At 71.5% G+C, this 19,988-nt stretch carries 19 protein-coding genes; 8 read left to right on the top strand and 11 right to left on the bottom strand.

Going from position 1 to position 19,988, the window contains the following annotated elements; translation table 11 throughout:
• The first annotated feature begins 32 nt into the window (after positions 1 to 32).
• From trmD to WMF29_RS24075, 6 genes are all read left to right on the top strand, one after another.
• Positions 33 to 827 carry a tRNA (guanosine(37)-N1)-methyltransferase TrmD gene (gene trmD / locus WMF29_RS24100; protein WP_437322493.1) on the top strand — a complete coding sequence of 265 codons (795 nt, stop codon included), beginning with the start codon at positions 33 to 35 and terminating at the stop codon, positions 825 to 827.
• Entirely contained in the window at positions 824 to 1,399 is a 576-nt protein-coding gene (locus WMF29_RS24095) for an RNA methyltransferase (RefSeq protein ID WP_437322492.1), read from the top strand. Before trmD ends, WMF29_RS24095 begins: the two co-directional genes overlap by 4 nt.
• Positions 1,400 to 1,470: 71 nt before the next feature.
• Positions 1,471 to 2,652 carry a tRNA epoxyqueuosine(34) reductase QueG gene (queG, locus tag WMF29_RS24090; protein WP_437322491.1) on the top strand — a complete coding sequence of 394 codons (1,182 nt, stop codon included), beginning with the start codon at positions 1,471 to 1,473 and terminating at the stop codon, positions 2,650 to 2,652.
• Between the two features lie 72 nt (positions 2,653 to 2,724).
• A complete protein-coding gene (locus WMF29_RS24085; protein ID WP_437322490.1) occupies positions 2,725 to 3,672 on the top strand; it encodes a lysophospholipid acyltransferase family protein in 948 nt (315 codons plus the stop codon).
• Between the two features lie 89 nt (positions 3,673 to 3,761).
• Positions 3,762 to 4,487, top strand: a complete 726-nt coding sequence (locus WMF29_RS24080) for a DUF72 domain-containing protein (protein ID WP_272093356.1) — start codon at positions 3,762 to 3,764, stop codon at positions 4,485 to 4,487.
• Positions 4,484 to 5,533, top strand: a complete 1,050-nt coding sequence (locus WMF29_RS24075; RefSeq protein ID WP_437322489.1) for a hypothetical protein — start codon at positions 4,484 to 4,486, stop codon at positions 5,531 to 5,533. Before WMF29_RS24080 ends, WMF29_RS24075 begins: the two co-directional genes overlap by 4 nt.
• Before the next feature lie 323 nt (positions 5,534 to 5,856).
• Here WMF29_RS24075 and rpmB read toward each other — a convergent pair whose 3' ends face one another.
• The 3 genes from rpmB to WMF29_RS24060 all read right to left on the bottom strand — a co-directional run bounded on the left by rpmB (position 5,857) and on the right by WMF29_RS24060 (position 8,353).
• On the bottom strand, positions 5,857 to 6,081 hold the full coding sequence (gene rpmB, locus WMF29_RS24070; RefSeq protein WP_061608570.1) for a 50S ribosomal protein L28: 225 nt from the start codon (positions 6,079 to 6,081) through the stop codon (positions 5,857 to 5,859).
• A gap of 312 nt (positions 6,082 to 6,393) precedes the next feature.
• A complete protein-coding gene (locus tag WMF29_RS24065) occupies positions 6,394 to 7,476 on the bottom strand; it encodes a hypothetical protein (protein WP_437322488.1) in 1,083 nt (360 codons plus the stop codon).
• 13 nt (positions 7,477 to 7,489) lie between these two features.
• Positions 7,490 to 8,353 carry an N-formylglutamate amidohydrolase gene (locus WMF29_RS24060; protein WP_437322487.1) on the bottom strand — a complete coding sequence of 288 codons (864 nt, stop codon included), beginning with the start codon at positions 8,351 to 8,353 and terminating at the stop codon, positions 7,490 to 7,492.
• Between the two features lie 158 nt (positions 8,354 to 8,511).
• Here WMF29_RS24060 and xerD point away from each other — a divergent pair, with 158 nt between their 5' ends.
• Positions 8,512 to 9,402, top strand: a complete 891-nt coding sequence (gene xerD / locus WMF29_RS24055; protein WP_437322486.1) for a site-specific tyrosine recombinase XerD — start codon at positions 8,512 to 8,514, stop codon at positions 9,400 to 9,402.
• A gap of 13 nt (positions 9,403 to 9,415) precedes the next feature.
• Here the strand turns inward: xerD and WMF29_RS24050 are convergent, their stop codons facing one another.
• The 8 genes from WMF29_RS24050 to WMF29_RS24015 all read right to left on the bottom strand — a co-directional run bounded on the left by WMF29_RS24050 (position 9,416) and on the right by WMF29_RS24015 (position 18,510).
• Complete coding sequence (locus WMF29_RS24050) at positions 9,416 to 11,152, bottom strand: serine/threonine protein kinase (RefSeq protein WP_437322485.1); 1,737 nt, start codon at positions 11,150 to 11,152, stop codon at positions 9,416 to 9,418.
• A 4-nt stretch (positions 11,153 to 11,156) separates the two neighbouring features.
• Positions 11,157 to 11,786, bottom strand: coding sequence for a hypothetical protein (locus WMF29_RS24045; protein WP_437331069.1), 630 nt, complete (start codon positions 11,784 to 11,786; stop codon positions 11,157 to 11,159).
• Between the two features lie 170 nt (positions 11,787 to 11,956).
• Entirely contained in the window at positions 11,957 to 13,003 is a 1,047-nt protein-coding gene (locus tag WMF29_RS24040) for a DUF4340 domain-containing protein (RefSeq protein ID WP_437331068.1), read from the bottom strand.
• On the bottom strand, positions 13,000 to 14,985 hold the full coding sequence (locus WMF29_RS24035) for a Gldg family protein (protein WP_437331067.1): 1,986 nt from the start codon (positions 14,983 to 14,985) through the stop codon (positions 13,000 to 13,002). Before WMF29_RS24035 ends, WMF29_RS24040 begins: the two co-directional genes overlap by 4 nt.
• Positions 14,982 to 15,707 carry an ABC transporter permease gene (locus tag WMF29_RS24030; protein WP_272093347.1) on the bottom strand — a complete coding sequence of 242 codons (726 nt, stop codon included), beginning with the start codon at positions 15,705 to 15,707 and terminating at the stop codon, positions 14,982 to 14,984. Before WMF29_RS24030 ends, WMF29_RS24035 begins: the two co-directional genes overlap by 4 nt.
• Positions 15,704 to 16,786 carry an ABC transporter ATP-binding protein gene (locus WMF29_RS24025; RefSeq protein ID WP_437331066.1) on the bottom strand — a complete coding sequence of 361 codons (1,083 nt, stop codon included), beginning with the start codon at positions 16,784 to 16,786 and terminating at the stop codon, positions 15,704 to 15,706. The genes WMF29_RS24030 and WMF29_RS24025 overlap by 4 nt, the downstream gene beginning before the upstream one ends.
• Before the next feature lie 272 nt (positions 16,787 to 17,058).
• Positions 17,059 to 17,949: a hypothetical protein gene (locus tag WMF29_RS24020; protein WP_437331065.1), complete on the bottom strand. Its 891-nt coding sequence runs from the start codon at positions 17,947 to 17,949 to the stop codon at positions 17,059 to 17,061.
• Between the two features lie 249 nt (positions 17,950 to 18,198).
• A complete protein-coding gene (locus WMF29_RS24015; RefSeq protein ID WP_437331064.1) occupies positions 18,199 to 18,510 on the bottom strand; it encodes a cupin domain-containing protein in 312 nt (103 codons plus the stop codon).
• A gap of 208 nt (positions 18,511 to 18,718) precedes the next feature.
• Between WMF29_RS24015 and WMF29_RS24010 the strand changes: the two genes are divergently transcribed.
• A complete protein-coding gene (locus tag WMF29_RS24010) occupies positions 18,719 to 19,879 on the top strand; it encodes a BMP family ABC transporter substrate-binding protein (protein ID WP_437331063.1) in 1,161 nt (386 codons plus the stop codon).
• Positions 19,880 to 19,988: the final 109 nt, after the last annotated feature.

Genomic DNA, 19,988 nt, shown 5'->3' with positions numbered 1-19,988 from the left:
TCCGCGCAAGGGAGCCCGCCTCGGCAAGTTTGATGCGCATCGACGTAGTCACCCTGTTTCCGGAGCTGTTCGAGGGGTTCCTGGCGATCGGCATGGTCGGGCGCGCGCTCGCGTCGGGCGCGCTTGCCGTGCGGACGCGCAGCCCGCGTGAGTTTGGCCTCGGCCGGCACCGGAGCGTGGATGACACGCCTTACGGCGGCGGCTCCGGCATGGTGATGCGCGTCGACTGCATCGTCCGCTGCATGGAGGCGCTCGACGAGGCCGCCGCCGAAGGCGACGCGTCGAACCCGCCTCCCGGGGCCGAGGCGGGAGGGGCCTCGGTGCCTCTGCCGCGCGCGCACCGGGTGCTGCTCACGCCGCAGGGGCAGCCTTTCCGTCAGGAGAAGGCCATCGAGCTCGCGGCGCGCCCTGCCGTCGCGCTCGTTTGCGGTCGCTACGAGGGGTTCGACGAGCGGGTCCGCGCGTTCGTCGACGAGGAGATCTCGCTCGGCGACTTCGTGATGACCGGCGGCGAGGTTGCGGCGATGGCGGTGATCGATGCGTGCGTGCGGTTGCTCCCAGGGGTGCTCGGAAACGCTGTGTCGGCGGAGCACGAGTCGCACAGCCCCGCGCTTTCAGGGCTCCTAGAGTACCCGCAGTACACCCGTCCCGTGGAGTTCCGTGGGCACAAGGTGCCCGACGTGCTGCAGCAAGGAAACCACGCGGCCATCGCGCGCTGGCGACGAGCGGAGGCCGAGCTGCGCACCGCCCAGCGCAGGCCCGACCTCTGGCGCAAGGCGCGGGGGGGAGAGCCGCCCCCGGATGAGAGCGGCGAGGTGCGGCGATGAGGCTCGCGCTGGCGCTCGTTCACTACCCCGTGCTCGACCGGTCCGGAGAGACGGTGACCACGGCGATCACGAACCTCGACCTGCACGACATGGCGCGGAGCGCGCGCACGTACGGGGCCGAGCGGCTCTTCGTCGTTCATCCGGTCGCCGCTCAGCGCGCGCTGGCAGAGCGGATCAGGGAACACTGGGTGATCGGCTCCGGCAAGCGCCGGATCCCGGATCGAGCGGTCGCGCTCGATGTGCTGAGCGTGGTCTCCAGCCTGGACGATGTGTACTCCGCGCTGAGCAGCTCGGGTCGGGGCGGCGTCGAGGTCTGGACGACCGCGGCGGCCTCGCGAGGGCTCCCGGTGACGAGCTACGCAGCGACCCGCGCGCGCCTCGCGGAGGCGAGCGATCCGGTGGTGATCCTGTTCGGCACAGGCTGGGGCCTCGCGCCCGAGGTCATCGCCGATGCCGACGTCCGCATCGAGCCGATCAGGGCGGAGGCGAGCACCGGCTACAACCACCTGAGCGTGCGCGCCGCGTGCGCGATCACGCTCGATCGGCTGCTCGGCGACCGGAACGCCGGGTGATCCCGCGTGGCGCGCGGTCGTCGAGCGTGGATCCAGCACCGCCGCGCGCCCTTCCGGTCCATCCTCCTGCGATGAGCGAGCGCGATTCCCATCGCGCCGCCGGGGAGGCGAGCGCGGCGCGAACGACGCCCGACCGGCTGGTGCGCGAGCAGGCGTTCGCGCTCGGCTTCGATGTCGTGGGCGTCGCGCGCGCCGACGAGCCGCTCGGGGTCGAGCACGCGCGGTACCTGGAGTTCGTCGCGCGCGGCATGCACGGGGAGATGGGTTACCTCGCGGACTACGCGGAGCAGCGGCGCCGCCTGGACACCGGCGCGATCCTCGAAGGAGCACGCTCGGTCGTGTGCGTCGGCCGCAGGTATGCCCGGCCCAAGGAGAGCGAGCGGCGCGACCCGTCGCTCGCGCAGAGCGTCGCGCGGTACGCGCGCGGGCAGGACTACCACAACCACCTGAAGCGGCGGCTCCGGCGGCTCGCAGCGTTCATCCGATCGCTCGCGCCATCCGTGCTCGCGCGGCCGCTCTGCGACGTCGAGCCGGTGATGGAGCGCGTCTGGGCGGCGCGCTCCGGCATCGGCTTCGTCGGCAAGAACGGGCTGATCATCACGCCGGGGCAGGGGAGCTACCAGCTGCTCGGCGAGGTGGTCACAACGCTGGAGCTCGTCCCCGACGTGCCCATCGCGGAGCGCTGCGGATCGTGCACGCGCTGCCTCGACGCGTGCCCGACACAGGCGTTCGACGCGCCCTTCGTGCTCGATCCGCGGCGCTGCGTCGCGTACCTGACGATCGAACAGAGGAGCGCGCCGGCCGAGGCGCTGCGGTCCGGCATGGGTGAGCACCTCTTCGGCTGCGACGTCTGCCAGGAGGTCTGCCCCTTCAACAGGACCGCGCCCCCGCCGCTCGAGCGCACCGCGCCGTTCCATCCTCTGGCCCGATGGGAAGCGCGGGACGTCGACGACCTCGTGTCGCTCGACGAGCAAGCGTTCGACGCGCTGACCGTCGGGACGCCGGTCCGGCGCGCGCGACGCGGCGGGCTCGCCCGAAACGCGACGATCGTCGCTGCGAACCGGCTGGCGAGCGGCGCGGAGGGCGCGGCCGCAGCGAGCGCGAAGCGCGCGCTCGTCGCGGCGCTCGCCCATGACGACGCCTCGGTGCGCGCCGTCGCCGCGTGGGCGATGAGCCACGCAGGGGGCGGCGAGCCGGCGAGCCCGGGCATGCCGAGGCCTGATGGGCCGATCGAGGATCCCGGTGCAGGTTGAGGCGCACCGCCCGCCGCGATCGAGCGCGGCGCGGAAGCGCGGCGCTGCTCGGGCGCTCTTCGCGGGCGCGCGATGATCCGCTACGGTGTCCGCCGGCAAGGCGCCGCGCGCACGAGCACCCACGTGGATCTCCCCTCCAGGCTCCGAGCGCTCCTCGACGATCTACGCCGGCACGATTCCGTCCTCTGGCGGCGGGCAGTCGACGCCGGGGTGACCTACGGCCCGGACCTCCTCGTCCGGCACAGCCCTGCGTTGTTCGGGCTCGTCGTCGGGGCGGTGTTGCCCGAGCAGCGGCGGGCCGTGCGCAGAAACCTGCGGCTGGCGCTGGGCGAGCGGGGGACGCTCGACGAGTACCGCGACGTCGCCCGGGTGTTCATCAACTTCGCCAGCTGCCTCACGGATGCGTTCATCGCGGGCAGCAGCCGGCCCGATCGTCTCACCGGCCTGTGCGTGAACGACGAGCACTTCACGAACGCGTTCCGGCGGGGCCTCGGCGTGATCGTCGTCACGGCGCACACCGGCGGCTGGCAGGCCGCCGCGCCGCTGCTGCGATCGGTGCACGCCGCCGACGTGCTCATCGTGATGCAGCGCGAGCGCGACCAGCGAGCGCAGGCCATCCAGGACGGCACGCGAGATCGGGTCGGCGTACGGATGCAGCACGTGGCCGACGATCCGCTCGCGGTGCTCCCGCTGCTCGCGCACCTCAGGCGGCAGGGCGTCGTGGCCATCCAGATCGATCGGCTTCCGTCCGGGATGCGCGGGCGCGACGTCGAGCTCTTCGGGCGGCCCTGGCGCGTCCCGGAGGGCCCGCTTCAGCTCGCGGCGGCCAGCGGCGCGCCGATCGTCCCCGTGTTCACGCGGCGGACCGGCTTCATGGAGTACGAGATCTGTATCGCGCGGCCCATCTCGCTCCCCCGCAAGCCAGGATCGTCCGAGCTCGACGTGGCAGCGCGGCAGATCACGGCGGAGATGGAGCGTTTCCTCCGGGACAACCCGACGCAGTGGTTCCACTTCGAATAAATCAAGGATTTTGCTCCCCAAATGAGAAATCGCGCCGCCGTCGGGCACGCGCTGCATCGGCGCGCAAGCTGGGTTAAGAGTCCGCGCTGATGGCCCGCCTCCTCGTCGGACTGCCCTCGCTCAAGGGCGATATCCAGAAGTACAAAGATCGCTTCGATCTGGTCGAGCTCCGCCCGCTCGATACGTCGTTGCCTCGCGCGACGACCCTGCGCAAATGGCGCAAGGCGGTGCCGCCGGGCTTCGTCTTCAGCGTGGTGCTGCCGCGCGTGGTCGGCGAGCTCGCCGGCGGGCGCGAACTCGACGAGGCGCTCTCGGCCTCGCTCGAGGTGGCGGCCGTGCTCGAGGCGCGGTGCGTCCTGCTCCAGACGCCGGCGTCGCTCCGGCCGACGGCGAGCAACCGCAAGAAGCTCGCGGCGCTCTTCGAGCGCCTGCCCGCCGAAGGGGTCGTGCGCTGTTGGGAGCCCTCCGGGATCTGGGAGCGCGACGACATCGTCGCGACCGCGCGCGCCGCGAAGGTCATCCCTGTGCTCGACGTCGCCCGCGACGCGCCGCCGCCCGGGCCGATCGTCTATACGCGGCTGCGCGCGCTCGGGCGGTCCTCGTCGATGGGAGCGGCCGCGCTCGAGCGGGTCGCCGAGCGTCTACGCGGACGGCGTGAGGTGTTCCTGGTCGTCGAGGGCGACCGCGCGCCGCAGATCAAGTCGCTGCTCGCGGCGGCGCTCGCGCGCACGCCCGATCGCTCGACGGCTTCGGCTGTGGTAAGGCCGACCATGCCCATGCCCAGCACCCTCGTCGCCGAGGACGAGGAGCAGTGATCCGCGGCGCGGCAGCCACCGCGAGCGACGCCTTTGCGGCTTCGGCCGCTCGGGCCGCGCTCGAGTCCTCCGGCAGCGCGATCGACGCGATCGTCGCCGGCTTCTTCGCAGCGGCTGGAGCGCAGCCCGACGTGCTGCTGGCGCCCGCCGTCGCGCTGGCGGCCGGTGTCGGCGTGGGCGCGAGGGCGTTCGATGGACGGGCGATCCAGCCTGGGCGCGGCGCGCCGCGGCCGCGCGGGTTCGTCGACGGGCAGAGCGTCCCGGAGGCCGCGCACGTCGCTGTTCCGCGCTCGCTCGGCATGCTGGTCCTGCTGCACGGCTACCTCGGACGCGCGCGGCTCCGTGAGCTGGTTCGCTCCGGTGTGGCCGCGGCCGAGCGCGCGGGCGCGAGCGGGCGCGCTGCGCTGCTCCGCGAGGTCGGCTCGCTGGGCGCGGTGGCGCTCCGGGCGCGCGATGTGGAGCGGGCGCTGCTGGCCGTCGGAGGGTCGGTCGCAGGGGGAACGCTGACCGCCGAAGACATCGCTGAAGCGATACCCGCCGAGGTGGAGGCCGTGTCGACCACGATCGCGGAGGGCGCGACCGCGCTCCAGGCGCCCTGGCCGGTCGGGGACGTGGCGCGACCCACGGACGCCATCGTCGCCTGCGACGGCTGGGGCACGGTCGCAGCGCTCGCCTACACGCGCACCGACGATGGCATCGCCGTGCCCGAGCTCGAGATCGTGCTCGGCCGCGACGCCGTCCCGGTGCGCCGCGGGATCACGCGCCTCGCTCCCGGTACGCCCCTGCCCGCGGCCGCGCCGATCGGGATCCTGCAGCGCGGCGCCTTCGCGGCTGCGATCGCGCTCGCAGGCAAGCCCACGATCGAGGTGAACGCCCTCACCGCGCTCCTCGGCGGCACCGCGCTCGAGGCTGCCCTTCATGACGTCCGCACGCAGCAGGGGGCCAGCGCCGCCATCGCCGTCCTGCGCGACGAGCGCGACGCGCGCACGGCCAACCTCGCAGCCGGCTTCATGGCGGGGGCAGGGACGCAGCCGGCAGAGGGGTGAGGCGCAGCGGGCGTCGGTCGGCCGAAGCGGAGATCGGCCGGCCACGTGGCTGCCGTAAGCCGACGCGGCGCGGGCCATCCAGGGCGCCGTGGAGGAGCGCTGAGGCTGCAGCGAGGCGCATCGAGCCGCTGCGCAACGTGCGCTGCGTCCGACGCCTGCCAGCTCGCGCCGGCTGCAGACGCCGCGTGCCGTCATGCACGCGGCGCTTCTAGGGCTGGAGATGGATGGAGGCGAACCCCGAGAGGGGGAGAACAGAGCGCGGCGCGCATCCAGCCGCGAAGCGGCGGCCGACATTCGGGTCGGCCGGCGCGCCGACGCTGGGCCTAGAGCGCGACGCCGTGGCGCTTTGCGTAGGCGACAACGCCGATCTTGTCGATCGTACGGATGTCGCGCGTCGTGAGGTTGAGCTTCACGAAGCGGTTGAGCTCGGGGACCCAGACGCGCCGGGTCTGGATGTTCACGAGCTGCCAGCGCTTGGTCTTGATGTTGGAGTGGGAGACGTTCTGCGCCAGAAGCTTCCGCTTCCCAGTGATGTCGCTCTTCGCCATGACGTCCTCGGTTGGAAGGGGCCCTGCCTCGGTGCCCCGACCGTAAATCGAACTAGCTGGCCGGGCGCACGCCCTGCGCGGGGGAGCAGGGGGGCTCGGGAGCGCGGGAAAGTGAAGGAAGCCGGGGGACATGTCAAGCGTCCTCCGGGGGGCATTGCCGCAGCGGAGTGGAAATCTCCATCGGCGAGGTCGAGCGCGCGCTGTTGCCGGCCGGACGCAGGAGGGGATGGGGGAGGGCTCGGGTCGCAACCCGGCCCGGACGAGCCTCTCCCCTCGGTGTCCCGACGCCTTACGCGTCTCCCGACGCGCGGCCTAGGTCAGCCACTCGCCGCCCGAGGGCGGACGCCGATCGCGCCCGTCCTTCTCGTTCTCGGGACGGCGTGAGTGCAGATCGATACGCCGGGCGTCGGCTGCCAGGCGCCAGGCCAGGATCTGGAACAGGCCGAGGCTCGTGATCGCGGACGTCGCCGCGAACGCAAGGCCCGCGGAGAGCACAATGACGATGTCCCGGGGCGAGAAGGCGTCGACATGCGCGAGCCGACCAACGACGAGGTCGGCCGTGAAGGCGAGCACCACAGCGACCGCAAGGAACGACCCGGCGCCCGTCGTCTCCGCGCCCATGAACCCGGTAAGACTGGACAGGACCGCCAGGATCACCAGCAGGGAGCCGAGATGGCCCAGGTGTGGATCGTGCAGAGCCAGCTGTACGACCGCATGCCCGAACGATGGGAGCGTGACGAGGAAGGCGGCGACGAGCAGCCACCGCGCGCCGCTGTAGGCCCTGTAGCGAGACCGGAAGACGAGCGCCGCCGGGAGCGCTATCGCCGCGACGGCCCGGGCGGTCCCCCAGCCCACCGCGGTCCCCGAGCTCTGGAGGCCGATGACGGTCGCGATCGCCCCGAGCACCACCATGGCGACGGCGCGCTGCCGGTAGCTCACCGACGTGAGCGCGGTGAACAGCGCGACGATGCCCAGGACGAACGCAGGCGGCCCCGCGACAACGCCGTCCGGGCGGAGCCCAGCGATCGACAGGCCGCCGAGCAGAAGGAAGCCGGCGCCCACCGCGGCACACCAGATCCGCGCCGCGTCCTGCGCTGGACGCATCGGCGCCAGGTCCTCCATGAGCGCTTCGGACGCGAGCAGCGGCTTGGTGACGTGCTCACGCGTGCTCGGGGGCGCCGCCTCGACCTGGATGGCCGGGTTCGACTCGAGGCGCCGATCGACCGGAGCGACGCTGATCGACGCCGCAGCGGGTTCTTCCTGGGCGCGGTCGGCCGGGCTGTCGCCGGCTGCGGCGCCCTCCGGCTGGGCTGGTGCTGCCTTTTCCCGTTCGGCGATCGCGCGACGGCTCGCTGGCGGGCGGTCGCGGCTCGCCTCTCCGAAAGGCTTTTCCATTGATGGAGCTGGATCAGATCTCACGGGCGTCGAAGGGAGTGCTGCTGCGGAGCTGACCGAGCAGCTCGGCTGAGGTGAGCCGCGCGACCAGGGTGCGCCCGAAGTCTCGCACGGCAGGGAATCCTTGCCCATCCATGGCAAGGGATTGCTCGTCCATGTACAGCCGGCGTGCAATCTCGATTTGCACGGCGTGGACGGCACGGTGCGGTTGGCCGTAGTGCGCGGTGCTGAAGCCCCCTTTATAGGGGTCATCATGGCGCACGGAGAAGCCGCAGGCGCGCGCGTGCTGATCGACCGCGTCGATCACCGCGCTCGCGGCGGTCGTCCGCCCGCGCGTGCCGGGGACGATGTCGGCCCGACCGATCGCCCCCTCCGCGTGGCCGCGGCGGCTCTGGCTCGGCATCGAGTGCGCGCAGAGGAGGATCGCGAAGCCGAAGCGCTCGCGCTTGCGGGCGAGGAGCGCGCTGAGGGCCCCATGATAGGGGCGATAGAAGCGGTCGAGCCGGCGCTCCACCTCCTGCCGCGGCAGCCGGGCGGCGAGGATGGGCTCGCCGTCCGTGGTCATGCGCCAGATGAGCCCCCGCGGGAAGGGCACCCGGCCGCCGCCCTCGACCGCGTCGCCGTCGCAGTCGGCCTCGCTCCGGTTGAGATCGACGACCAGCCGGCTCATCCGGGAGAACAGGAGCGTCGCCCCCTCGGCCGGAGCGTCCTGGAAGAGCGCGTCGACGTATAGGTCCGCGTCGCGCCCGATGCTGCGCGCCGGCGCGATGGTCCAGGACAGCGACTCGGGATCCACGTGGACGCCCGCGTGCGGTACCTCGACGAGGACCGGGCTTTCCGCTCCGCGGGGCTCGATGACCTCGAAGGCTGACACCACGAGGCCCACTGTGACGCATTCCGCGTCCGGCTGGAACCAGGACGGGGAGGTGAAACGCCGGAAGAGAGAAAGACGTACTGCCGTTCGGGGCGTTCTGGGCCGCTCCGCTCCGGCCCGGCTTTCTGGCGCGCTTCGCCGCTTTCGAAGTACCGTTGGCCGTGGACCTCGCGACCTGGGTGGACGCCTACCTGGATCACCTTCGCGTCGAGCGGGCTCTGGCGCCCCTGACGCTCGAGGCGTACGGCCATGATCTCGCCAAGCTCGTCGCTCACGCAGAGGCGAGCGGGATCACGACCGTCGACGGGCTCGACCAGGCGCTGATCGGCACCTACCTGGTCGCGCTCGGCCAGGCCGGGATCAGCGCCAGCTCGGCGGCGCGCCACCTCTCCGCGGTCCGCGGGTTCATCCGCTTCCTGCTCCGCGAGCGCCGCATCGAGCGGGATCCGTGCGCGCTGGTCGAGCGACCCAAGGTCGGACGGCGGCTGCCCAAGGTGCTCTCGTTCGACGAGATCGCGCTCCTCATCGAGGCGCCCGAGCAAGGGACGTTCAAGGGGCTGCGCGACCGCGCGATGCTCCATGTGATGTACGCGGCCGGCCTGCGCGTCAGCGAGGTGGTGCGCCTCAAGCTCGCGGACATCGACCGGCGCAAGGGGATCGTGATGGCGCTCGGCAAGGGGAGCAAGCGGCGGCTCGTGCCGCTCGGCGAGCCGGCGCTCGCCGCCATCGACGCCTACCTGGAGCTGCGCGCCACGCACCCGCGCAGCGCGGCGACCCAGGTGCTGTTCCTCTCGCCGCGCGGCGGGCCGCTCACCAGGCAGGCGGTGTGGAAGCTCCTCGGCGGATATGCGCGCGCCGTGGGCATCGCCAAGCCGAGCTCGCCGCACAAGCTCCGCCACTCCTTCGCGACCCACCTGCTCGAGGGGGGCGCGGATCTCCGGAGCGTCCAGGCGCTCCTCGGTCACGCGAACGTCGTGACGACCGAGATCTACACGCACCTCGCCGACGACCACGTGCGCGCCGCGTACCGGCGGGCGCACCCTCGCGCGTGAGCGCGCAACACGGCTATTTGCAGCGTTTGAGGAATTTGCCGCAAGGCTTGCTCGCCGCCTGCCCCGCCGGCTGAGCCGGGGGGATCTCGGTGAGCTGGAACTCTTGCACGAGCGGCGTTCCGGCCTTGACGACCACGCTCATGCTCCGCGGGAAGTAGCCGGTTCGCTTGACGCTCACCTTGTGCACCCCAGGGGTGAGCCCGAGCTCGACCTCCGGGGCCTGAGTCACCTTGCCGTCGATGGTGATCTCCTCGCAGGCGACGGGCTTGCAGGAGATCTTCACCGTCGCGTCGGTCGCCACGCCGGCGTCGGTCGAGGCGCCGGCATCGATCGGAGGCTCGGCGCTCGGGGTGCCGGCGTCGGCGGCCGGCGCGCTGGGGGCTGGCTCAGGCGGAGCGGGCTCGGCCGACAGCGCAGGGGGAGCCGCCGCGGAAGCGCTGGTCGAGGCGCTGGGGCTCGGCTGCGCCTTGTCCTTGCGGTCCAGGACGTACCACGCGGCGGCCGTGCCCCCGACGAGCAGCACCCCAACGATGCCCACCATCAGGGAGGCCGCCTTGCCCCACGGCGACCGGGGCGCGGTGCCGACCGCCGTCAGCGCGGGGACGCCGCTTCCACGGGACGGGGTCGGGCCCTGGGCCGAAGGCGACGGCGCCTGTCCGGAGGGCGCGTCGGCAGAAGGATGCGGCGAGGGCGCGAGCGGCGGCGAGGGAGAAAACGGCGAGGGCGACGGCTGCGGCGAGGGAGAAAACGGCGAGGGCACCAGCTGCGTGGCGTCGCCGGGCGGCAAGGGCGCGGGCGCGCTCGCCGCGGTGACGGCAACGGGCGGCGGCGCGGGCGCGACCGCCTCGTTCACCGAAGGGGACAGGGCGAGCGTCGAGCCGACCTCGATCGCGGCCGCCGAGAAGCCGCTGAGCATGGCCGCGAGCTCGCTCGCCGAGCGGAAACGCTCGCGTGGATCGTGCGCCAGCGCGCGCGCGAAGGCGCCGTCGAGCACGGGGCTCAGCGGGATGCCGAGCTCCGCGGCCCGCACGGACGCGGCGAGGCGCGGCGCCATGAGCTCGCGCTGCCAGGCCTGGACGTCCACCTGACCCTGGCAGGAACGCCAGTAGGAGCGGCCCGTGAGCGCGAAGAAAGAGACCAGCGCCGCGGAGAAGATGTCGGCGGCCGGTCCCGCCTGGCCGCCCGGCTGAAGCTGCTCGGGCGCCAGCCACGGGGCCGAGAGGACGTACCCCTCCTGCGTCGGCAGCATGCTCCGCGCGAGGGGCGGCCCGAAGTCGGTCAGCTTCACGCTGCCCGGAGCGCTCGGGTCGATGAACAGGTTCGTCGGCTTGAGGCCGTGGTGGGGGACCTCGCGGGCGTGGGCCGCGTCGAGCACCGCCGCGAGAGAGCGGAGCATCGAGCCGACCTCCTCGAAGCCCATCGGCCGGCGTCGCACGAGCTCGCCGAGCGACGGGAACGGGATCATGTCCGTCACCGTGAAGGGCGCGGCCGTCGCCGGGTCGTAGCCGGCCTCGAGGATGTGCGCGGCGAGCTCCGGCGGCAGCCTGTTCGTCTCGGCCACGTACCGCTGGAGGTGCTGCATCGCGTCCGCGCGCTGGCCGACGACCGGCGAGTACAGCTTGAGGGCGACGTCGCGCGCTTGCGCCGTCACCGCGCGGAAGGTGGCCGTCGCGCCCCCGTAGCCGAGGAGCGAGCGGACCGAGAACCTCCCCGCGATGACGCTGCCCGGCGCGACGTTCGGTGCCGTCACGCGATCACTCCGCCGCGACCGAGATCGACTCGATCGATTGCAGGATGGTCTCGTCGGCGCCGGAGTTGTCGTCCTCGGGGACGAAGCCGAGCCCCAGCACGATCTCCCCGTCCTTCCCGGTGTCGCCGAAGATCAGCAGCGGGCCCTTCCTGGCCCCGCGGGTCGCGCCTTCCTTCTGCCAAAGGCCGATCTTCCGCCCGGCGACGTCCTTGATGTCGTCGGGCTTCTTCCAGTTCACCTTCTTCTTCGGCAAGGTCACGTTGATCTGATGCGCCAGCGCCTCGAGCGCGGCGTCGCGCTTCTCGATCGCCTGCTTGCCCTCGCCCGCGTCGATCTGCGCCGTCGCGAAGGCCGGGCCCTCGTCCGCGGCCTGCGCGATCGTGGCGCTCTCGGCCTGGGCGTAGGTCCAGCCCTTCGCGGGCGTGAACACGAGCGAGCTCTGGGCGATCTTCGCCCGGGTCGACGCCTCTGCCTGGCACTGCTCATCGAGCGCCTTGCAGGGCTTCGGAGCAGGGGGAGGCGGAGGCGGAGGCGCCGCGGTCACGGTCGGCGGCGGCGCCACGGGTTGCGGCGGAGGCGGCGAGCTGCACGCCGCGGCGAGCGCCGCCGCAGCGCCCAGCGCTAGGGTAGGCAATCGTCGGAAGAACATTGCGCCCGAGCGTTGCAGGACCAGACCCGGTACGGCAAGTAAAGAGCGACTGGGGGGAGACAGCTTGCGCCGAAGGGCGCGGCCGGCGCCGCGCGGAAGGCTGACCGCGCCGACCGCGCCGGAGCAGCCGCCGGCGCGGTCGCGAGGCGCAAGGGCTACTTGACGACGGCGCCGACGTCCTGTTCGACCTGCTCGGCGACGCCGACCGGCACCTTGCCGTAGAGGCGGGTGCGCTCCGTGACCAGGAAATAGTCGGGCTTGCCGCTCGCGCCGGGGGGCCCCTTCACGAGCTCGGCGAAGCCGATGTCGCCAGAGCGGCCTGTGTACTCGATCCGCACCACGACCTCCTTCTGCTCCGGGGCAGCGGCCACGTACTCGGTGGGGCGGAGGCGGTCGAGCTTGGTCATCCAGTTGCCGACCGTCTCGTCGTTCTGCTCGGGGCTCGCCGGATCGGCCCAGAACTTCTTGCCCTCGTCGCCGCTGCGCACGACCTCGCGGCGCCTGTCCCCGGCGATGACGCGCGCCCTGGCGAGATCGACGTCCTTCCACTCGTGCAGATCCCGCTCCAGGAGCCGTGACTCCGCGGTGTCGAGATCGCGGTAGATGTCGCCCTTGATGGCGTACACCTCGCCCGTGGCCTCGTCGCGCGCGTACCGATCCGCGCCGCCGGGCGTCGCGCCGCCGAGGACCAGCTTTCGCTCGGCGCCGCGCAGCTTGACGGTGAGCGTGCCCTCGGGCTCGGCCAGGCCGAACTCGGCCGCGCGGTCGTCGCCGATGCGGCCGATCGAGCGCAGCGCCTTCAGCGGCGCGATCGCCTCGGCGAGCTTGTTGCCGGCGGCCACCGAGACGAACGTCGTCGTCTTGACCGTCGGCTCAGCCTGCGCGGGCGGCTCGTCGTCCTGCTCCGCGTCGTCGGGGTTCTGGTGCGGGTCCTTCGGCTTCTCGGCCGGGGGCGTCGTCTTGCGCTCCGTCGTGCCGACGAAGTAGCGGCCCTCCTTGTCCTTCTTCGCCTCGAGGACGACCGTCTTCGATTTCCCCTCGAAGGCGACGCGCTCGACGTCGTCGGCGCGGCCGGCCCAGACGGTCACGTCCGCGACCGAGAGGGCGGCCGCCTTCTCGTCGCGCGTCCAGGCGAGGACCGCGAACAAGGCCGCGACCACAACAAGGCCGAGGTGCACGAAAAAGCTGCGTTCCAACCTCATGCGCGCCTCCCGCTCGCGCGCCGCCCGCGGCGCGTGATGAAGAGCCCGAGACCCAGCACCATGGCCGGCGCCACGAGGATCGTGGCCCAGAACCAGACCTGGTCCTTCTCCTTCGTGTGCTCGATCCGGACGTCCTCGCTCGTCGTGATCTCCCCGGCGTAGCTCTCCTCGCCGCCGAGCCACCGGAGCGCGTCGAGCGCGAGCACGATGTTGGGTTCGTTCCTGAACGCCGCGTCGCTGAACACGTCGGCGTCGGCGACCACGAACGCGCGCAGCTCCTTCTTCTCCTTGTCGTCCCCGCCGGGCGCGAGCTCCTTCGAGACCGCCGCGGCGAGGTTGTAGGCGCTGCGCTTCTCGCTGTCGGCGTCGAATTTGAAGTTGCCGTTCGCGTCGGCGAACGTCTCGCCCAGCGAGCGGACGACGAAGTCGATCTTCAGGTCGCCGCCGTCGCGCTTGTCGAGCGACGACGCGCCCGGGAAGATCGTCGGCGCCTGCTGCGCGTGGCGGCTCAGCGTCGACACCGAGGCGTGCGAGGAGTACCGCGTCGTGACCAGCATCGCCTGGTCCGAGTCGTTGTAGCGCCGCCGCACGTAGACCCGATCGTTCGCCAGGACCTCGGGCTTCCACGTGAGCCCCACGGCGCCGGCGAGCGGATCCAGATCGACCTTGGCGTCCGGATCGAGCGCGAGCAGGAGGTGCCCGCCCTCGTCGGCGTGCCGCTTGAGCGCCGCGACCTCCTCCGGGAGGAACGCCTTCTGCGGGCCGAGCACGATGACGACGCTCGCGTCCTTCGGGATCTCGCTGCCGAGCCCCTGGGCGAGCCCGAGGTCCTTGACGACGTAGTTCTGGGACTCGAGCAGCTTGCGGAGGTTCTTGGTCGTCCGCCCCTCGGGGGAGCTGGCCGACTCGTTCAGCTCGCCGTGGCCGACCGTCAGGTAGGCGGTGCGCTGCGGCCGGATCACCTTGAGCAGCACCTTCTGGAAGTCGGCGTCGAGGCTCTTCAGCTTGGCGCCCGCGCTCTTGATGTCGGAGCCGACGGAGAGCGTCTCGCGCGAGCTGTCACGCGAGAGCACGATGACGCCGTCTTGCGTGACCTTCGCCTCCTTGGCGAGCGCGGGGACGAGCAGGCGATCCTGCATCTCCACCGTGATCTGCGGCGACGCGGACTTCACCTCGCGCAGGTAGCCCTCCACCTCGGCGCCGACCTCGTTCTGCTGCGGGAAGAAGGCCGTGATCTTGAGCGGCGCGGTCAGGCTCTCGGCGACGCGCTTCGTGGACTCGCCCGGGCGGGCCGTGCGGTAGTACGAGAAGTCCGCCTTGAGATCGAGCTGGCTCGCGGCGAACACGAAGAGCGCCGAGTAGACCGCGGCGAACCCGAGCGTCACGCCCGAGAGCGTTGCGGCGCGCACCCGCCGGCCCTCGATGCGCTCGGCGCGCCGCATCGGCGCGAGCGCCGCCTCGCCGAAGAACAGCGGCACCGTCGCCATGACGAGGAGCGCGATCCAGGCGACCGTCGTGGCCGCGTGGATGCGCGCGCGCAGCTCGGGCGCGGCGCGCGAGGCGCCGAGCGCGGCCTGCCCCGCGTCGGTCGTCGTGAAGTAGGCCGCCACCGCGACGACGCCGAGCGCCGACAGGATCGCGAGCGCGCGCTCGACCGCGCGGCGCTCGCCCGCCTCGCGCACCGCGGTCGCGAAGCGCAGCGCGGTGACGAGGACCAGGGTCAGGAACCCGAGCCCCGACAGGGCGTAGCGGAGCCACTCGATCGTGGGCACCACGCGCTCGCCGAGGAAGACGGCGAGGAGCGCGCCCGCGTACGCCGGGACCATCCAGCCCCCGGCGCGGATCGCTGGCGCTGTGCGCGGCGCGGCAGGCGCCGGCTCGCCGGCCGGCGGGGCCTCCCGCCCGGCGTCCGGCGGGGGCGCGGAGCCCGCTCCCTCGCCGCGGATCTCGGCCTCGTCGGCCTGAGCTTGCTTGTCCTTCACCGCCACCTCCGCGCCTTCAGGGTGTGGGTCGCCGCGAGCAGGAAGAAGTACGCGACCGCGACGTAGTACAGGACGTTCTCCAGCCGGAGCACGCCGTTCAGGAACGGCTTCTGGTTGAGCGGGTAGAGGTTCAGCGCGCTCACGAAGTCGTTGAGCGGCGGCTCCGTCACGCGGGCGACGAGGAACAGGAAGCCGAGCGTCCCGATGATCGCCGCCCCGAGGATGACCGCGATGACCTGGCTCGCCGCGAGCGTCGAGGCGAAGAGCCCGATCGCGAGCGACGCGGCGCCGAGCAGCAGCACCCCGGAGTAGCCGACCAGGATGTGCCCGACGGACACCTTGCCGTTCACGAAGATGAGCAGCGGCATGTAGATGGTGATCGCCGTCATCAGCGACACCAGCGCGAGCGCGGCGAGGAACTTGCCGGCGATGATCTCGCCGTCGCGCACGGGCGCGGTCTTGAGCAGGATGAGCGTCCCGCTCTCGCGCTCGCCGGCGATGAGCCGCATCGAGAGGATGAGCGCCGCGACCATCGTGATGAACGCCGTGCCGTCGAAGAACTTGAGCAGCACCTCCGCCGACAGCCGCGCGCCCGACCCGAGCGCCGCGACCTGGAAGTAGATGCCGTCGATGAGCAGCGCAGCGGCGGCGACGACGTACCCGAGCGGTGATCTCAGGTACGCGGACAGCTCCCGCCGCGCGACGAGCAATGTCCCTCTCATGTCTCGCCCTCGCCTTCCTCCGCCTGCTCCTCCGCAGGGGCCTTCGTTGCATCGCCGCCGGCCCTCGCCCTGTCGGCCGCGGCGGACCTGTCCTTCGCCCCGGGCGTCGCGCGCGTGGCGAGCCGCAGGAACACCGACTCGAGCTCCCGCTCGCTCCGCTTCACCTCGAGGATGCCGATCCCCGCCTTCACGAGCTCGGCGCACAGCGCCGCGCGCACGTCGCGGTCGGCCTCGACCGCGAAGCTCACGACGTCGCTCCCCGGCTCGGTCGTGGTGAGCTGCTCGACGGACGTGACGCCCTCGACCGCGCGCGTGATGTCGAGCGCCTTCGCCGCCTCGCCGCGCGCCACGCGGTAGCCCGCGCCCTCGGCCGCGGGGCCGCGCACCGTGAGCTCGACCCGGACGCCGTGGAGCAGCTTGGCCGAGAGCTCCTGCTCGGTCCCCTGCGCGCCGATCTCGCCGTCCCGGATCACGAGGATGCGATCGCACGTCTCGCTGATCTCGGAGAGGATGTGGCTGGAGAGCAGGATCGTGTGCTTGCCGCGCAGGCTCCGGAGCAGCGCGCGCATCTCGACGATCTGCACGGGATCCAGGCCGCTGATCGGCTCGTCGAGGACGAGCAGCCGCGGCTTGTGCACGATCGCCTGCGCGATGCCGACGCGCTGCTTGAAGCCGTGGGACAGCGAGCTGATGGGATCCGCGGCCACGTCGTCGAGCTGCGTCACCGCGAGCGCCTCGGCCACCCGCGCGTCGGCCGCGCCGGCGTCGACGCCCCGCAGGCGCGCCGCGAAGTGGAGGAAGGCGCGCACGCTCATCTCGTCGTAGAGCGGCGGCCTGTCGGGGAGGTATCCGATGCGGGACCGCACCTCGTGGGGGTGGTCGACGACATCCAGTCCGTCCACGAGCACACGGCCCGCGGACGGGAGCAGATCGCAGGCGAGGATCCTGAGCGTCGTCGTCTTGCCCGCGCCGTTCAGGCCGAGCAGACCGACGATCTCTCCCGCCTCGATCGAGAACGACAGGGGCCCGATGGCCTTCCGGTCGCCGTAGTACTTGTATAGGTCGCTGATTTCGATCACGGCCGTGCACCCCTCCGCGAAGGGAAGACTCTCCGCGCCGGCGATTCGGATGCCGCAGAGCGCGGCGGTCCAGGCGCCAGCGGCCCCTTACAACAGCGGGTGGCGGAAATCATTCCCGACGCGGCGCGCGGGGGTGCGCGCCGGAGGGCGGTCTTCCCCTCTGACGCGTCGAACGGGACACTCGGTGAAGCGGTGAGCGTAGCGACCAGGACGTGATGGATGTCAGCCTGCTGCGCGGCGGGGTCGGCGATCCGGCAGCGCTCGCCCTGCCGTCAGCAGTGCTCGGCGATGATCGCCCAGCAGGCGTCCGCGAACTCGCGGTACGTCGATCGGTCGAGCGTCGCCTGCGTCACCGGCATCACGTCCTGGTGCTCCGCGAGCATCGGGCGCAGCGCGCCCTCGATGTCCGCGCTCGTCTCGATCCACAGGAACTCTTCGATGCCGTCGGTGATCTGGCCGCGGATGAGCTTCGGCACCTCGCTCAGCCGGACCTTCTTCGGGCTCCGCCGCGCGATCGACGAGGCGATCTGCTCGGCGTGCGCCGGCCACCGCTTGAGCGCGTCATGGAACGTGGAGCCGACCAGCCGCAGGATCTGCTGCGCGAGCATCGCCACGCGCGGGCGCTGCACGCGCTCCTCGTTCTCCGCCACCATCGCCAGGTACTCGTCGCTCAGGAGCTTGCGCAGGTCGCTCGAGAGGATCTGCTGCGACTCCGGCGTCATCCGCAGATCCGCGACGTGCGCGAGGAAGATGTCCCGCAGCATGGTCAGCCGCGCCGTCACCGAGCCGGTCGGGGTCGTGTCGAGGATCTCGGCGAGCGGGTCGATCAGCCGGCGCCCGAAGGTGGTGAGGATGTGATCGAGGATCCGCTTCTGGTGCTGCTTGTGGCCGAGCACGGACAGCGCGCGTGTGATGTGCGCCTTGCTCGGCGCGTCGACGAGGATCTCCAGCGGCTGGTCCAGCGGCTTCCCCTCGTACATGCGCAGCGACGCGAACATCTCGCGAAACGCGTCCGCCGCGGCCGCCCCCTCGCCCGGCTCGCCGTAGACCCGGATGACGAGCCCCGAGTCGGGGCCGGCGTCGAACAGCCGCCGGAGCTCTTCCCGGATGTCCTCGTCCGTGACGAGCGGCCCCGGAGGGAGCGATTTCCCGCGTGAATCCATGCGCCTCCAGCCTACGGCAAAGCGCAGCGGTCCTGAACCTCTGTGCCCCGAGAAAGCGAGCGCCGGGGGGCGCGCCCGCGGTCCGGTGAGGACGTGCCTGCGGAGATGTCGTACCCCGCACCCAGGTCAGGCCGGCATGGCCTGGCTGGCCTTCGTGTCTGGAAGCCGCGAAGCCCCGCAGGGCGCGAGGGGGTGGAGAGGAGATCTCCAGACGCGGGCGGTGCGCTTACATCAGATGAATCAGATGAATCAAATGAAGACGACGGGCTGCTCCCAGATCGCGAGGACGATGCAGCCCTCGGCGCTCGAGACGCTATGCCGGCTGCCCGGGGCGTTCATCACGAGCGTGCCGGCGCGGTGGTGTCCGCGCTCGTCCGACTGCGAGCCCGCGAGCACGAGGATGTGCTCGTGGCCGCGATGGACGTGCTGCGGCACGGACGCGCCCGGCGCATAGCGCAGGAGCGCGGCCGAGGCGCCGGTGTCGCTGCTACCATAAAGGCGATGAATATCGACGCCCTCCCGGAAGCGCCGCCAGGGGACTGACTCCGGATGAGCGGCCATCGTTGCGACATTCGCAATGATGAATGGCAACTGCACAGGCACAAAATCCCGCGTCGCTGCTGAAAATGTAGCTGTCATCGCGAATCTCCCGTGTTGATGGAACCATGCCACAGCGCGCGGCGCCCACTCAACGGTAATCACGCGAAGCGCGCAAAATTCACGCGTGGGAAAAGTTCCAGAAATGAGGAGTCGCGTACACATCCATGGAGTGAAGAGCACACCGAGAACTCCTCTGTTGCCCGCGGCCGTCGTGGCACGGGGGCAGCGCTTCCTCGCCATCCTCCGTCCACTGCTCCTCTCGCTCTCGCTCCTGCCGGCGGCCGGCTGCAGCAAGGAGGGGTCGAGCGATCAGCCGCTCACGGTGGGCTTCATCTACGTCGGCCCCAGGGACGACTACGGCTACAACCAGGCGCACGCCGAGGGCGCCGCCGCGCTCGCCAAGCTGGCCGGCGTGAAGACCCGTGAGGAGGAAAACGTCCCCGAGACGGTCGCCGTGCAGAAGACGCTCGAGAGCATGATCAACCTCGATGGCGCGACGGTGATCTTCCCGACGTCGTTTGGCTACTTCGATCCCCACATCCTCAAGGTGGCGGAGAGGTTTCCGGACAAGATCTTCCTCCATTGCGGCGGCCTCTACGACGCGTCGAAGCACCCGAGCAATGTCGGCAGCTATTTCGGTTACATCGACGAAGCCGAGTACGTGTCCGGCGTCGTCGCGGGGATGACCACGAAGAGCGGCAAGCTCGGGTTCATCGCGGCGAAGCCGATCCCGCAGGTGCTCCGCAACATCAACGCCTTCACGCTGGGCGCTCGGAGCGTGAACCCGAGCGCGACGACGGCCGTGATCTTCACCGGTGACTGGTCGATGCCCGTCAAGGAGGCGGAGGCCGCCAACAGCCTCATCGATCAGGGCGTCGACGTCCTGACCGCTCACGTCGACTCACCCAAGGTGATCATCGAGCTCGCGGAGCGGCGCGGCGCGTTCAGCACCGGCTACCACACCAACCAGGCGACGCTCGCCCCAAGGGGGTACCTGACCGGCGCCGAGTGGAACTGGTCCAAGGTCTACACCGACTACCTGACGTTCATCCGTGAGGGGAAGCCGTATCCGCACCTCCTGCGCGGCGGTTTCAAGGAGGGGTACATCAAGATCTCACCCTACGGCCCCGCCGTCTCCGAGGAGGCGAAGAAGAAGGCCGAGGAGGCGAAGGCGAAGCTCACGGACGGCACGCTCACCATCTTCAAAGGACCCATCATGAACAATGAAGGCAAGGTGGTGATCGCCGATTCGGTCGCGCAGCAGCAGACCGACATCGCGCTAGAGAGCATGGACTACCTCGTCGCCGGCGCCCTCGGCTCCACCCACTAGAGCGGTGGCCACCCGCTTCGGATACGGGCCCATCTCGGCGTTTTCGGTGCTCAGCGCACTGGAGTGCGCTTCCGCGCCGAAAACGCCGATCTGGGCCCGTCTCCTGTGC

Origin of the sequence: Sorangium sp. So ce381 (assembly GCF_051473845.1) — a bacterium.
Lineage (GTDB): Bacteria > Myxococcota_A > Polyangia > Polyangiales > Polyangiaceae > Sorangium > Sorangium atrum.
Note: the sequence above shows the minus strand (reverse complement) of the source record. Positions and strands in the feature narration are given on the sequence as shown.

Excerpts from the sequence above, each read along its gene's own strand:
- WMF29_RS24040 (WP_437331068.1), bottom strand. The coding sequence starts at position 13,003 with ATGAGGTTGGAACGCAGCTTTTTCGTGCACCTCGGCCTTGTTGTGGTC.
- WMF29_RS24020 (WP_437331065.1), bottom strand. The coding sequence starts at position 17,949 with ATGGATTCACGCGGGAAATCGCTCCCTCCGGGGCCGCTCGTCACGGAC.
- rpmB (WP_061608570.1), bottom strand. The coding sequence starts at position 6,081 with ATGGCGAAGAGCGACATCACTGGGAAGCGGAAGCTTCTGGCGCAGAAC.
- queG (WP_437322491.1), top strand. The coding sequence starts at position 1,471 with ATGAGCGAGCGCGATTCCCATCGCGCCGCCGGGGAGGCGAGCGCGGCG.
- WMF29_RS24095 (WP_437322492.1), top strand. The coding sequence starts at position 824 with ATGAGGCTCGCGCTGGCGCTCGTTCACTACCCCGTGCTCGACCGGTCC.
- trmD (WP_437322493.1), top strand. The coding sequence starts at position 33 with ATGCGCATCGACGTAGTCACCCTGTTTCCGGAGCTGTTCGAGGGGTTC.
- WMF29_RS24085 (WP_437322490.1), top strand. The coding sequence starts at position 2,725 with ATGATCCGCTACGGTGTCCGCCGGCAAGGCGCCGCGCGCACGAGCACC.
- WMF29_RS24030 (WP_272093347.1), bottom strand. The coding sequence starts at position 15,707 with ATGAGAGGGACATTGCTCGTCGCGCGGCGGGAGCTGTCCGCGTACCTG.
- WMF29_RS24080 (WP_272093356.1), top strand. The coding sequence starts at position 3,762 with ATGGCCCGCCTCCTCGTCGGACTGCCCTCGCTCAAGGGCGATATCCAG.
- WMF29_RS24015 (WP_437331064.1), bottom strand. The coding sequence starts at position 18,510 with ATGGCCGCTCATCCGGAGTCAGTCCCCTGGCGGCGCTTCCGGGAGGGC.
- WMF29_RS24065 (WP_437322488.1), bottom strand. The coding sequence starts at position 7,476 with ATGGAAAAGCCTTTCGGAGAGGCGAGCCGCGACCGCCCGCCAGCGAGC.